General features: G+C 59.1%; 14 protein-coding genes and 1 riboswitch. Of the genes, 8 read left to right on the top strand and 6 right to left on the bottom strand.

Annotated features, from left to right (window positions below):
* Complete coding sequence (gene purD / locus ABFV38_RS01115; RefSeq protein WP_045909512.1) at positions 1-1,293, top strand: phosphoribosylamine--glycine ligase; 1,293 nt, start codon at positions 1-3, stop codon at positions 1,291-1,293.
* A 96-nt stretch (positions 1,294-1,389) separates the two neighbouring features.
* Here purD and ABFV38_RS01110 read toward each other — a convergent pair whose 3' ends face one another.
* From ABFV38_RS01110 to nudC, 6 genes are all read right to left on the bottom strand, one after another.
* Positions 1,390-2,082: a DUF1481 domain-containing protein gene (locus ABFV38_RS01110; RefSeq protein WP_045909513.1), complete on the bottom strand. Its 693-nt coding sequence runs from the start codon at positions 2,080-2,082 to the stop codon at positions 1,390-1,392.
* Positions 2,083-2,093: 11 nt separating this feature from the next.
* The gene (hupA, locus tag ABFV38_RS01105; protein ID WP_002445246.1) at positions 2,094-2,366 is read right to left on the bottom strand and encodes a nucleoid-associated protein HU-alpha; all 273 of its coding nucleotides are present in this window, start codon (positions 2,364-2,366) and stop codon (positions 2,094-2,096) included.
* Between the two features lie 186 nt (positions 2,367-2,552).
* A complete protein-coding gene (locus ABFV38_RS01100) occupies positions 2,553-3,143 on the bottom strand; it encodes a YjaG family protein (RefSeq protein WP_008503468.1) in 591 nt (196 codons plus the stop codon).
* 41 nt (positions 3,144-3,184) lie between these two features.
* A complete protein-coding gene (nfi, locus tag ABFV38_RS01095) occupies positions 3,185-3,856 on the bottom strand; it encodes a deoxyribonuclease V (protein ID WP_021242964.1) in 672 nt (223 codons plus the stop codon).
* 9 nt (positions 3,857-3,865) lie between these two features.
* A complete protein-coding gene (hemE, locus tag ABFV38_RS01090; protein ID WP_348958227.1) occupies positions 3,866-4,930 on the bottom strand; it encodes a uroporphyrinogen decarboxylase in 1,065 nt (354 codons plus the stop codon).
* Between the two features lie 38 nt (positions 4,931-4,968).
* A complete protein-coding gene (gene nudC / locus ABFV38_RS01085) occupies positions 4,969-5,742 on the bottom strand; it encodes an NAD(+) diphosphatase (RefSeq protein WP_348958226.1) in 774 nt (257 codons plus the stop codon).
* A gap of 95 nt (positions 5,743-5,837) precedes the next feature.
* Between nudC and ABFV38_RS01080 the strand changes: the two genes are divergently transcribed.
* The 7 genes from ABFV38_RS01080 to thiH all read left to right on the top strand — a co-directional run bounded on the left by ABFV38_RS01080 (position 5,838) and on the right by thiH (position 11,924).
* On the top strand, positions 5,838-6,323 hold the full coding sequence (locus ABFV38_RS01080) for an Rsd/AlgQ family anti-sigma factor (protein WP_045909516.1): 486 nt from the start codon (positions 5,838-5,840) through the stop codon (positions 6,321-6,323).
* 54 nt (positions 6,324-6,377) lie between these two features.
* Positions 6,378-6,486: riboswitch (TPP riboswitch) on the top strand.
* A gap of 79 nt (positions 6,487-6,565) precedes the next feature.
* Positions 6,566-8,461: a phosphomethylpyrimidine synthase ThiC gene (gene thiC / locus ABFV38_RS01075; protein WP_045909517.1), complete on the top strand. Its 1,896-nt coding sequence runs from the start codon at positions 6,566-6,568 to the stop codon at positions 8,459-8,461.
* Positions 8,461-9,096, top strand: a complete 636-nt coding sequence (gene thiE, locus ABFV38_RS01070) for a thiamine phosphate synthase (protein WP_104949693.1) — start codon at positions 8,461-8,463, stop codon at positions 9,094-9,096. Before thiC ends, thiE begins: the two co-directional genes overlap by 1 nt.
* Positions 9,089-9,844 (top strand): HesA/MoeB/ThiF family protein, encoded by a 756-nt coding sequence (locus ABFV38_RS01065; RefSeq protein WP_045909519.1) that lies wholly within the window; start codon positions 9,089-9,091, stop codon positions 9,842-9,844. The genes thiE and ABFV38_RS01065 overlap by 8 nt, the downstream gene beginning before the upstream one ends.
* The gene (gene thiS, locus ABFV38_RS01060) at positions 9,828-10,028 is read left to right on the top strand and encodes a sulfur carrier protein ThiS (RefSeq protein ID WP_032644502.1); all 201 of its coding nucleotides are present in this window, start codon (positions 9,828-9,830) and stop codon (positions 10,026-10,028) included. Before ABFV38_RS01065 ends, thiS begins: the two co-directional genes overlap by 17 nt.
* 1 nt (position 10,029) lies before the next feature.
* Positions 10,030-10,800, top strand: a complete 771-nt coding sequence (gene thiG / locus ABFV38_RS01055; RefSeq protein ID WP_063622995.1) for a thiazole synthase — start codon at positions 10,030-10,032, stop codon at positions 10,798-10,800.
* Positions 10,797-11,924: a 2-iminoacetate synthase ThiH gene (gene thiH / locus ABFV38_RS01050; protein WP_348958224.1), complete on the top strand. Its 1,128-nt coding sequence runs from the start codon at positions 10,797-10,799 to the stop codon at positions 11,922-11,924. Before thiG ends, thiH begins: the two co-directional genes overlap by 4 nt.
* Positions 11,925-12,135: the final 211 nt, after the last annotated feature.

The raw sequence follows: 12,135 nt of genomic DNA, 5'->3' as shown, positions 1-12,135 counted from the left end.
ATGAAAGTATTAGTGATTGGTAACGGCGGACGCGAGCACGCGCTGGCGTGGAAAGCGGCGCAGTCTCCGCTGGTGAAAACGGTCTTCGTGGCACCGGGCAACGCCGGTACCGCACTGGAACCCGCGCTGCAGAACGTGGCTATCGGCGTGACCGACATTCCGGCGCTGCTCAGTTTTGCCCAGAGCGAGAAAATCGACCTGACCATCGTCGGCCCGGAAGCGCCGCTGGTGATTGGCGTGGTGGATGCGTTCCGCGCAGCGGGCCTGAAAATCTTCGGCCCAACGGAAGGCGCCGCGCAGCTGGAAGGCTCCAAAGCCTTCACCAAAGATTTCCTCGCGCGTCATAACATCCCGACGGCGGAATATCAGAATTTCACTGAAGTGGAGCCTGCTCTGGCCTACTTACGTGAGAAGGGCGCGCCGATTGTTATCAAGGCCGACGGTCTGGCCGCCGGTAAAGGCGTGATCGTCGCGATGACGCTCGACGAAGCCGAAGCCGCGGTTCAGGACATGCTGGCAGGTAACGCCTTTGGCGATGCGGGCCACCGCATCGTGATTGAAGAGTTCCTCGACGGTGAAGAGGCGAGCTTTATCGTCATGGTCGACGGCGAGCACGTTCTGCCGATGGCCACCAGCCAGGATCACAAGCGTGTGGGTAATGGCGACACGGGTCCTAACACTGGCGGGATGGGCGCTTACTCCCCTGCTCCGGTCGTGACTGACGACGTCCACCAGCGCACCATGGATCGCATCATCTGGCCTACCGTGAAGGGAATGGCAGCAGAAGGGAATACCTACACCGGTTTCCTTTACGCAGGTCTGATGATCGACAAGCAGGGTAACCCTAAGGTCATCGAATTCAACTGCCGCTTTGGCGATCCGGAAACGCAGCCCATCATGCTGCGCATGAAATCCGATCTGGTGGATCTGTGCCTGGCAGCCTGCGATGGCAAGCTGGACGAAAAAACCTCCGAGTGGGACGAGCGTGCGTCTCTCGGCGTGGTGATTGCTGCGGGTGGTTATCCGGGCAACTACAGCACCGGAGATGAAATCCACGGTCTGCCGCTGGAAGAGAGGGAAGGTGCGAAGGTGTTCCACGCCGGTACGAAGCTGGCTGAGGACGATCGCGTTCTGACCAACGGTGGCCGCGTGCTGTGTGCAACCGCGCTGGGCCATACCGTGGCAGAAGCGCAGAAGCGCGCCTATGCGCTGATGGCGGATATTCACTGGAACGGTAGCTTTAGCCGTCAGGATATCGGCTATCGCGCGATTGCGCGCGAGCAGGGGGAGTAATTCCTCCTCGCCCTCACCCTAACCCTCTCCCATGGGGAGAGGGGATCGTTCGTAGGCCGGATAAGCGTCAGCGCCATCCGGCTTAATCCACAGAACTCAGAAACTCTTCTCTGTCGGCTGCCAGGTGCAGAAGTCTTCGTTCGCCACCAATAGCAATTGAGAACCTTCCGGCGCCTCAAGCCACGCCACACTCACTTCCATTGATGAATGACGCTGACGGCGTTGAATGTGTTCGGTCGCCCAGGACTCGAGCTCAGGCTTGACCGTTTGCCCTTCGCAGGTCGTCACCGTCCCGTCATTATGCCAGCGCCCCTGGCGCAGCACGACGCGTCCCAGACGAAGCGCATCGCTGGTCTGGCGGATTTGTTCGGCACGGTAACGGTAGAGGGCGATTTGATCGCTGGAAAGCTGCTGTTTTTGACCGCTGACTTCGCGCTGCATAAAGCTCAGCTCGCCATGGTCGTCAAAACGCACTTTCACGTGTTCGGGGGTCTTGCTGTAGACGTTCAGCTCAATCAGCGACAGGTCATCTCCCTGCCAGCGATACTCCGCCGTCGACGTATTGCCGCTATGCCACGGGCTGAAGGCAGATAGCAGATGCACTTCGCCGCCGGAATCTTTACGCCAGATCCTGACCGCGCCCTGGTTGTCCGCGTAGCCGCTGGCGGTAAACGGCGGCAAAGCGGTGTCGTGGCTACAGGCTGACAGCAGCAGCATGCCTGCCAGCGCGAGCGTTCCGCGCCAGAAAGACAAAAGGGGCGTTGCCGCCCCTTCGCTAAAACTGTTCACTGCCACGCGTCTTACTTAACTGCGTCTTTCAGTGCTTTACCAGAAACAAATGCCGGCACGTTCGCTGCGGCGATTTTGATTTCTTTACCGGTCTGCGGGTTGCGGCCAGTACGCTCAGCGCGGTGGTTCACTTTGAAGGTACCGAAACCAACCAGTTGTACAGCATCGCCTTCTTTCAGAGACTCAGTAATAGCAGCCAGGGTAGATTCCAGAGCAGCTTTAGCCTGCACTTTAGACAGATCAGCCTTGTCCGCAATTACATCAATCAGTTGAGTCTTGTTCATAAGTTATCCTTTCAATGTGTTTATCGCTTGCTAAGCATCGAGTGCGACGAAAATGCCAAAAAAGCACTCTCCTGCATACACGCACCGATAGCCACTTTTTTTCGCCCCCCAAATGTAGACCAGACAAGGGGCGAAAGGGAAGAGTCGAGGAGCGACAAAACGGGCGTTATCTCAAGTTTTCTTATCTCATTGGTTAAAAATTATACCAATATTACTCTCACCGGCCTCACGTAAGTCCGCACGCAGCCCTTTTATCAGTTCAATATCGCGTTCTTCACACTCTGCCAGCAGGCGGAAAATTTCCCACTGGATATCCCATTCTTGCTCAACGGCCGGGTTCGCGCGCAGCTCTTCGTCGGTCATTTCGCGACCTTCCTGGGTCATTTCCAGCATCGCCACGGTAGTGATAGAGGCCTTACTGACTTCGATAGCGTGCTCCAGCGTCTCACCGCTCAGGCGGGAGTGGAGCAATTCGCTTAACGCCACACAGGCATCAATTGCCGGGTAGACGCCGTACAGGTCAAAATCATCCGCCACCGGAATCGCCTCTTCGAGCTTTTCGAGCTGAGAGTCGAAATTCACCTTCGCGTCTTTCACCGTCAGCGTTTCCCAGATCAGATCCAGAATGCGGCGGTAGATATGGCCATCACCAAAGCCCGTCTGCTTGCAGAACGCGGCATAGTTGGGATACATGCGCTCGCACAGGCAAGCCATAAAGGTGACGTGCTGCCAGCTTTCCAGCTTTTCAAGGCGCAGGTGAATCGGGTTTTGTAGCATGATGATCTCTCGAATCGAAAATTAGGCGCAGTTTACCTGAATCATCGCTGAATTTCCTGCCAACGAACAAAAGCCGGACGCGAAGAGGCCACCGCGTCAGCCCAGCGCGTCGGCTCCGGTAAGCGGTAGCCCTTCATGCAGCGCTGTACCCACGCCAGAGCACTGTCCATGCTTACCCGATGGCCGGTGGCGATGAACAGCGGATTACAGCGCGCCTTGCTGCGCCAGACCCACGCCAGCTGCTCGCCCTTATGGATGAGCGGCGCCAGCGCACCCGGCTCGGCGGAGAGTGGCTCAAACGCGCCGCACAGGCGTTTCTTGGCAACGCCAATGGTCGGCACATCCACCAGCAGCCCAAAGTGGCTGGCAACGCCTAAGCGGCGCGGGTGTGAGATCCCGTGCCCATCGACAAACAGCAGGTCAGGTTTTTGCGAGAGCTGCTCCCACGCTGCCAGCAGCGCGGGATATTCGCGAAAGGAGAGAAAGCCGGGAATATAGGGCATGGTGGTGGCAATCCGCGCGACCTTGTACTCCACCAGCTCGAGCGAAGGGTACTTCAGTACCACCATCGCCGCTCGCGTCACGTCCCCACCCTGCTCGAACCCGACGTCTGCTCCGCCAATGTACTGCGGAGGATCCTTATCCAGACGATCCTCGCGGATCACCGATGAGGCCAGTTCGATTTGTTGAGCGCGTAGCGACGCGAGATCCATAACGACTCCTTACTTGTGATACTGGGCAGAAAGCCGATGCACCGCCTCCACAAATACGCCTGCGTGCTCTGGCGGTACATCCTGATGAATACCGTGGCCGAGGTTAAAGACGTGGCCTTCCCCCTGGCCGAAACCAGACAGTATAGTCGACACTTCTTCTTCAATGCGGGCAGGCTGAGCATAGAGCATGGAGGGATCCATGTTTCCCTGCAGCGCCACTTTGTCACCCACGCGGCGGCGGGCATCGGCGATATCGGTGGTCCAGTCGAGACCCAGCGCGTCGCAGCCGGTTGCCGCCATGGCTTCCAGCCACTGGCCGCCACCTTTGGTGAACAGCGTCACCGGCACGCGGCGACCTTCGTTTTCACGCAGCAGGCCGTCGACGATTTTATGCATGTAGTACAGGGAGAACTGCTGATAATCGCGGCCGGTCAGCACGCCGCCCCAGGTGTCGAAAATCATCACCGACTGTGCACCTGCCTTAATCTGCGCGTTCAGATAGAGCGTGACGCTCTTCGCCAGCTTGTCGAGCAGCGCATGCAGGGCCAGCGGCTCGGCGTACATCATCTTTTTAATCAGGGTGAAGGCTTTACTGCTGCCCCCTTCCACCATATAGGTCGCCAGCGTCCACGGGCTGCCGGAGAAGCCAATCAGCGGCACTTCGCCTTTCAGCTCGCGACGAATGGTGCGCACGGCGTTCATCACGTAGCCCAGTTCACCTTCCGGATCGGGGATCGGCAGCTTGTCCACGTCGGCTTTGCTTTTAATCGGAGAGGTGAAACGCGGGCCTTCACCCGTTTCAAAGTACAGGCCCAGGCCCATGGCATCCGGAATGGTCAGAATATCCGAGAAGAGGATCGCCGCATCCAGCTGGAAGCGGCGCAGCGGCTGGAGCGTCACTTCACAGGCCAGCTCGGCGTTTTTGCACAGCGACATAAAATCGCCCGCCTGCGCGCGCGTGGCTTTGTATTCTGGCAGATAGCGTCCCGCCTGGCGCATCATCCACACCGGGGTGACATCAACGGGCTGTCGCAGCAGCGCACGCAGATAACGATCGTTCTTCAGTTCGGTCATTTTTGCAGTTCCTTAAGCGTCATGGCCTCAGTGTAACACTACTCATACTCGGCCCGACACATCGCTACGGTATCTTCTATCAGCCGGCGCGCCACGGTGCCCGGCGGTGGTAACAGCGGTAAATCGTCGTAGCGATACCAGTTCGCGTCCAGCAGCTCTTTCTGATCGATAACGATCTCGCCGCTGTCGTATTCGGCCATAAAGGCCGTCATCAGCGACTGCGGGAACGGCCACGGCTGGGAGGTAACGTAGCGCAGGTTCTTCACTTTGATCCCGCTCTCCTCCATCACCTCGCGCGCCACCGCCTGCTCCAGCGTTTCGCCCACCTCGACGAAGCCGGCCAGCACGGTGTGAACGCCGTTGCGATGGCGGGTATGTTGCGCCAGCAGGATGGAATCCTCCCGGCGGATAGCGACGATAATGCACGGCGCAATCTGCGGATAGTAGCGCTCGCGGCAGTGGCTGCAGAGCATCGCCCACTCGGTTTTGCTCGGACGCATGGTATGACCGCAATAGCCGCAGTATTTATGCGAGCGGTAAAACTCCGCCAGCTGCACGCCGCGCCCCGCCAGCTGGAACAGGCCCACGTCCAGATCCAACACCTGGCGAACGGATCCCATATCCTGACGACGCGCTTGCTGGATCAACCACACGGGCTCACCCTGCCACTCGCCGATCTTTAGCGCTGGCTGGCCCACGAGATCGAACGTTTCCGCTGCACCGTAGGGCAGTTCACTGCCGGGCAACCATAATTTTTGTTCGTGGCTGACGATCCACCAACCCAGATCTGATTTTTCAATAATACGATCCATATCTATTGCACTACCTTCGCTTCACTGACATGTTGTTAGCATTGTGGTTACATTCTGGATAAGCAGATTCAATCCTACACTTTGCGGAGTCGACCATGTTAAACCAGCTAGAAAGCCTGACTGAGCGCGTTAGAGGAAGTAACAAACTGGTGGATCGCTGGCTTCATGTGCGCAAGCATCTACTCGTGGCTTATTACAATCTGGTCGGCATTAAGCCTGGCAAAGAATCGTTTATGCGGCTGAACGAAAAAGCGCTGGATGATTTTTGTCAGGGCCTGGTCGACTATCTGTCCGACGGCCATTTCAATATTTATGAACGCATTATCCGCGAAATGGAAGGGACAACGCCGTATTTAGCGGCCAGCAAACTCTATCCGCTGCTGGAGGCCAACACCCAGCAGATCATGGATTACTATGATTCCACGCTCGAGAATGCCATCGATCACGATAACTACCTTGAGTTTCAGCGGGCGTTATCCGACCTCGGTGAAGCGCTGGAGGAGCGATTCACGCTGGAAGATAGGCTGATTAGCCTCGTCCTGGATGCCAGTCCCGAAGATAACGTCGCGCGCCCGGCTTGAGTTCTTAATCGTTAACGAGTAATTTACAACCATTCGCCCCTCTCACGAGGGGGATTTTTCTTGTCGGAGTGCCCAGAGCGAAAGCCGGGCTGAGACCGTTAATTCGGGATCCGCGGAACCTGATCAGGTTAATACCTGCGAAGGGAACAAGAGTCACACTGCTGTTGTATCGCCCCCCGGGCGATCCTCTCTTGCTTCATCCGTCGTCTGACAAGCCATGTCCTTCACTTTTGGAATGAGCTATGTCTACTGCAAAACTGACCCGCCGCGAACAGCGCGCCCAGGCCCAACACTTCATCGACACCCTGGAAGGCACCGCTTTCCCGAACTCGAAACGCATCTACATTTCCGGCTCGCAGGCCGATATCCGCGTCCCGATGCGCGAAATCCAGCTCAGCCCGACGCTTATCGGCGGCAGCAAAGAGAATCCGCAGTATGAAGACAACGAAGCCGTACCGGTGTATGACACCTCCGGCCCGTACGGCGATCCCTCTGTTACGATCAACGTTCAGCAGGGTCTGGCAAAGCTGCGCCAGCCGTGGATAGAGGCGCGTAACGACTGCGAAGAACTCAGCGTACGTAGTTCTGCGTACACCAAAGAACGCCTGGCAGACGACGGTCTGGACGCGCTGCGCTTTACCGGCCTGCTGACGCCAAAACGTGCCAAAGCGGGCAAATGCGTGACCCAGCTGCACTACGCCCGCCAGGGGATCGTCACGCCGGAGATGGAGTTCATCGCCATCCGCGAGAACATGGGCCGCGAGCGTATTCGCAGCGAAGTGCTGCGCTACCAGCATCCGGGAGAGGGCTTTGGCGCGCGCCTGCCGGAGAATATCACGCCGGAATTTGTGCGTGACGAAGTGGCCGCCGGGCGCGCGATTATCCCCGCCAACATCAACCACCCGGAATCCGAGCCGATGATTATTGGCCGCAACTTCCTGGTGAAGGTCAACGCTAACATCGGTAACTCGGCCGTCACCTCCTCCATCGAAGAAGAGGTGGAAAAGCTGGTCTGGTCAACGCGCTGGGGTGCGGACACGGTAATGGATCTCTCCACCGGCCGCTATATTCACGAAACCCGCGAGTGGATCCTGCGTAACAGCCCGGTTCCGATTGGCACCGTCCCGATTTATCAGGCGCTGGAGAAGGTCAACGGCATTGCCGAAGACCTGACCTGGGAAGCGTTCCGCGACACGCTGCTGGAGCAGGCCGAGCAGGGCGTCGACTACTTCACCATTCACGCGGGCGTGCTGCTGCGCTACGTGCCGATGACCGCGAAGCGTCTGACCGGTATCGTCTCGCGCGGCGGTTCCATCATGGCGAAGTGGTGCCTCTCCCATCACCAGGAGAACTTCCTCTACGAACACTTCCGCGAGATCTGCGAAATCTGCGCCGCTTATGACGTCTCCCTCTCGCTGGGCGACGGCCTGCGCCCGGGCTCCATCCGTGACGCCAACGACGAAGCGCAGTTTGCCGAGCTGCACACGCTGGGCGAACTGACCAAAATCGCCTGGGAGTATGACGTGCAGGTGATGATTGAAGGCCCGGGACACGTGCCGATGCAGATGATCCGCCGCAACATGACCGAGGAGCTGGAGCACTGCCACGAAGCGCCGTTCTACACCCTGGGGCCGTTGACCACCGATATTGCGCCGGGTTACGACCACTTCACGTCAGGCATTGGCGCGGCGATGATCGGCTGGTTCGGCTGCGCCATGCTCTGCTACGTGACGCCGAAAGAGCACCTCGGCCTGCCAAACAAAGAGGACGTGAAGCAGGGGCTGATTACCTACAAAATTGCCGCCCACGCGGCGGATCTGGCCAAAGGCCACCCAGGCGCGCAAATCCGCGATAACGCCATGTCGAAGGCGCGCTTTGAATTCCGGTGGGAAGATCAGTTCAACCTGGCGCTGGACCCGTTCACCGCCCGCGCCTACCACGACGAAACCCTGCCGCAGGAATCGGGCAAAGTCGCGCACTTCTGCTCCATGTGCGGACCAAAATTCTGCTCGATGAAAATCAGCCAGGAAGTGCGCGACTACGCCGCCACGCAAACCATTGAAGTGGGTATGGCGGACATGTCTGAAACCTTCCGCGCCAAAGGCGGCGAAATCTACCTCAAAAAAGAGGAGGCGTAATGTACCAGCCCGATTTCCCACCCGTCCCCTACCGTTTAGGGCTCTATCCGGTGGTGGACAGCGTGGCGTGGATAGCGCGACTGCTGGAGGCAGGCGTTCGCACCCTCCAGCTGCGCATTAAGGATAAGCGCGATGACGAGGTGGAAGCCGATGTGGTTGCCGCCATTGCGCTGGGGCGTCGGTATAACGCCCGCCTGTTTATCAACGACTACTGGCGGCTGGCCGTTAAGCACCGGGCGTACGGCGTGCATCTGGGTCAGGAGGACCTGGAAACAACGGATCTGAGCGCAATCCGTGAAGCCGGGCTGCGTCTTGGCGTGTCAACGCACGATGACATGGAGATCGACGTGGCCCTGGCGGCCCGTCCCTCTTATATCGCGCTCGGTCACGTCTTCCCGACGCAAACCAAGCAGATGCCCTCCGCACCGCAGGGTCTGACGCAGCTGGCGAGTCACGTTAAACGCCTTGCCGATTACCCCACCGTCGCCATCGGCGGAATCAGCCTTGAACGTGCCCCGGCGGTGCTGGAGACCGGCGTCGGCAGCATCGCCGTCGTCAGCGCCATCACCCAGGCCGCAGACTGGCGGTCCGCTACCGAACAGCTTTTACAGCTGGCAGGAGCCGGTGATGAATGATCGCGACTTTATGCGCTACAGCCGTCAGATCCTGCTGGAGGATATCGCCATCGACGGCCAGCAAAAACTGCTCGCCAGCCGGGTACTGATTGTTGGCCTGGGGGGGTTAGGCGCACCCGCCGCGCTCTATCTGGCAGGTGCGGGCATCGGCACGCTGGTGCTGGCCGACGACGATGAGGTCCACCTCAGCAATCTGCAGCGGCAAATCCTCTTTACTACCGACGATATCAACCAGCCGAAAGCGAAAATAACCCGGCAGCGGCTGAACCAGCTTAACCCGGATATCGAGCTGATTGCCTTACAGGAGCGTCTTAGCGGTGAAAGCCTGCACCGTGAAGTCGCCCTTGCCGACGTGGTGCTGGACTGTACCGACAACATGGCGACGCGCCAGGCGATCAACGCCGCCTGCGTGGCAAATCATACGCCGCTTATCACCGCCAGCGCGGTGGGGTTCGGCGGGCAAATGATGGTTCTGACGCCACCGTGGACGCAGGGCTGCTATCGCTGCCTGTGGCCGGACGATGCCGAGCCGACGCGCAACTGCCGTACGGCGGGTATTCTGGGTCCGGTGGTCGGCGTGATGGGCACCATGCAGGCGCTGGAGGCTATCAAGCTGCTCAGCGGCATGGAGACGGAACGCAATACGCTGCGGCTGTTTGATGCCCGCTCCAGCGGCTGGCGCCAGCTGGCGTTACGCCGCGCCAGCCGCTGCCCGGTATGCGGAGGCCGCGATGCGCATTCTGTTTAACGATGAGCCGATGAGATGCGACGACGGGCTTACCGTTGCCGCACTGCTCGACAAGCTGCGTCAGCTCAAGCCGGGAACGGCGCTGGCGCTAAATCAACAGATCCTGCCGCGCGAGCAGTGGGAACATCAGCAGGTCAATGAAGGCGACCAGATCCTGCTGTTTCAGGTTATCGCAGGGGGCTGAGATGTTACGTATTGCCGATAAGGTTTTTGATTCGCATCTGTTTACCGGAACCGGAAAATTCGCCTCGCCGCAGCTGATGGTGGATGCCATTCGTGAAAGCGGCAGCCAGCTGGTAACGCTGGCGCTCAAGCGCGTGGATCTGCGCCATCACAGCGATGCCATTCTGGCTCCGTTGCTGGAAGCAGGCGTGACGCTGCTGCCCAACACCTCCGGAGCGAAAACCGCCGAAGAGGCGATTTTTGCCGCACAGCTGGCGCGTGAAGCGCTCGGCACCGGCTGGCTGAAGCTGGAAATCCATCCGGATGCCCGCTGGCTGCTGCCCGACCCGATTGAAACGCTGAAAGCGGCTGAAAAGCTGGTTCAGCAAGGGTTTACCGTCCTGCCTTACTGCGGGGCCGACCCGGTGCTGTGCAAACGTCTGGAAGAGGTCGGCTGCGCCGCCGTCATGCCGCTGGGGGCCCCCATTGGCTCCAACCAGGGGCTGGAGACCCGCGCGATGCTGGAAATCATTATTGAGCAGGCTACCGTGCCGGTGGTGGTTGATGCGGGCATTGGCGTGCCCAGCCATGCCGCGCAGGCGCTGGAAATGGGGGCTGACGCGGTGCTGGTCAATACGGCTATCGCGGTTGCCGACGATCCGGTCATGATGGCGCGGGCGTTCCGCCTGGCCGTGGAGGCTGGCCTGCTGGCAAGGGGATCCGGCCCCGGCTCGCGCAGTTTCCAGGCGCAGGCCACCAGCCCGCTGACCGGTTTTCTGGAGGCGATCTCATGAGCACGTTTACCGAGCGCTGGCGACAGCTTAACTGGGACGACATTGCCCTGCGCATCAACAGCAAAACGGCGGCTGACGTGGAGCGCGCGCTGCATGCCCGTCAGCTGACCCGCGAGGATCTGATGGCCCTGCTCTCCCCGGCGGCCAGCGCGTACCTCGAACCGATGGCTCAGCGAGCGCAGCGGCTCACCCGCCAGCGTTTTGGCAACACGGTAAGCTTCTACGTGCCGCTCTATCTTTCCAACCTGTGCGCCAATGACTGCACCTACTGCGGCTTTTCCATGAGCAACCGCATCAGGCGAAAAACCCTTGATGAAGGTGAGATTGCCCGTGAGTGTGCAGCCATCCGTGAAATGGGCTTTGAACATCTTCTGCTGGTCACGGGCGAGCATCAGGGGAAGGTGGGAATGGACTATTTCCGTCGGCATCTTCCTGCCATTCGTCGTCAGTTTGCGTCGTTGCAGATGGAAGTGCAGCCTCTGTCGCAGGAGGAGTACGCGGAGCTCAAAACGCTCGGGCTGGACGGCGTTATGGTCTATCAGGAAACCTACCACGAGGCGACGTACGCCCGGCACCACCTGAAAGGCAAGAAACAGGATTTCTTTTTCCGCCTGGAAACGCCGGACAGGCTGGGTCGCGCCGGCATCGACAAAATCGGTCTGGGTGCGCTGATCGGGCTCTCCGACAGCTGGCGGGTGGATTGTTACATGGTGGCGGAACATCTGCTGTGGCTTCAACAACGCTACTGGCAGAGCCGTTATTCCATCTCCTTCCCGCGCCTGCGTCCCTGCGCGGGAGGAATTGAACCGGCTTCTCTGATGGATGAACGCATGCTGGTGCAGACCATCTGCGCGTTTCGCCTGCTTGCCCCGGAAGTGGAATTATCGCTCTCAACGCGCGAGTCCCCGGCGTTTCGCGATCGCGTTATCCCGCTTGCGATTAACAACGTCAGCGCATTTTCCAAAACGCAGCCTGGCGGCTACGCCGACGATCGTCCGGAGCTGGAACAGTTTGTACCGCATGATGGCCGACGTCCGGAAGCGGTCGCTGCCGCCCTGACGGCGCAGGGTCTTCAGCCTGTCTGGAAAGACTGGGACAGCTGGCTGGGAAGAGCCTCGCAGTGACGTTGAAACGCACTGCAACACGTTAAAAAATTATCGAGGCGCAACGAAAAGGCAAAACCGGAGGATTGTCAGCGATCGTCCGGTTTTTTAATGTCACACGGTCAGCAACGGAAGCTGACCAGGGCGAAAAGCTTCTTCCTCGTTTCGCCCTGCCTCTGGTGCATTGCACAAACGGTCCCAGCCAGTTTAATAAGTATTTTCTTAATGGTTC

This window comes from Enterobacter cloacae complex sp. Mu1197, assembly GCF_040059225.1.
In the GTDB taxonomy this organism is placed as follows: Bacteria; Pseudomonadota; Gammaproteobacteria; order Enterobacterales; family Enterobacteriaceae; genus Enterobacter; species Enterobacter quasiroggenkampii.
This window is presented reverse-complemented; position numbering and strand designations above follow the sequence as displayed.

What these genes read in the sequence shown, in the direction of transcription:
- purD (WP_045909512.1), top strand. Translation starts at nt 1, where the DNA reads ATGAAAGTATTAGTGATTGGTAACGGCGGACGCGAGCACGCGCTGGCG.
- hupA (WP_002445246.1), bottom strand. Translation starts at nt 2,366, where the DNA reads ATGAACAAGACTCAACTGATTGATGTAATTGCGGACAAGGCTGATCTG.
- ABFV38_RS01100 (WP_008503468.1), bottom strand. Translation starts at nt 3,143, where the DNA reads ATGCTACAAAACCCGATTCACCTGCGCCTTGAAAAGCTGGAAAGCTGG.
- nfi (WP_021242964.1), bottom strand. Translation starts at nt 3,856, where the DNA reads ATGGATCTCGCGTCGCTACGCGCTCAACAAATCGAACTGGCCTCATCG.
- hemE (WP_348958227.1), bottom strand. Translation starts at nt 4,930, where the DNA reads ATGACCGAACTGAAGAACGATCGTTATCTGCGTGCGCTGCTGCGACAG.
- nudC (WP_348958226.1), bottom strand. Translation starts at nt 5,742, where the DNA reads ATGGATCGTATTATTGAAAAATCAGATCTGGGTTGGTGGATCGTCAGC.
- ABFV38_RS01080 (WP_045909516.1), top strand. Translation starts at nt 5,838, where the DNA reads ATGTTAAACCAGCTAGAAAGCCTGACTGAGCGCGTTAGAGGAAGTAAC.
- thiC (WP_045909517.1), top strand. Translation starts at nt 6,566, where the DNA reads ATGTCTACTGCAAAACTGACCCGCCGCGAACAGCGCGCCCAGGCCCAA.
- thiE (WP_104949693.1), top strand. Translation starts at nt 8,461, where the DNA reads ATGTACCAGCCCGATTTCCCACCCGTCCCCTACCGTTTAGGGCTCTAT.
- ABFV38_RS01065 (WP_045909519.1), top strand. Translation starts at nt 9,089, where the DNA reads ATGAATGATCGCGACTTTATGCGCTACAGCCGTCAGATCCTGCTGGAG.
- thiS (WP_032644502.1), top strand. Translation starts at nt 9,828, where the DNA reads ATGCGCATTCTGTTTAACGATGAGCCGATGAGATGCGACGACGGGCTT.
- thiG (WP_063622995.1), top strand. Translation starts at nt 10,030, where the DNA reads ATGTTACGTATTGCCGATAAGGTTTTTGATTCGCATCTGTTTACCGGA.
- thiH (WP_348958224.1), top strand. Translation starts at nt 10,797, where the DNA reads ATGAGCACGTTTACCGAGCGCTGGCGACAGCTTAACTGGGACGACATT.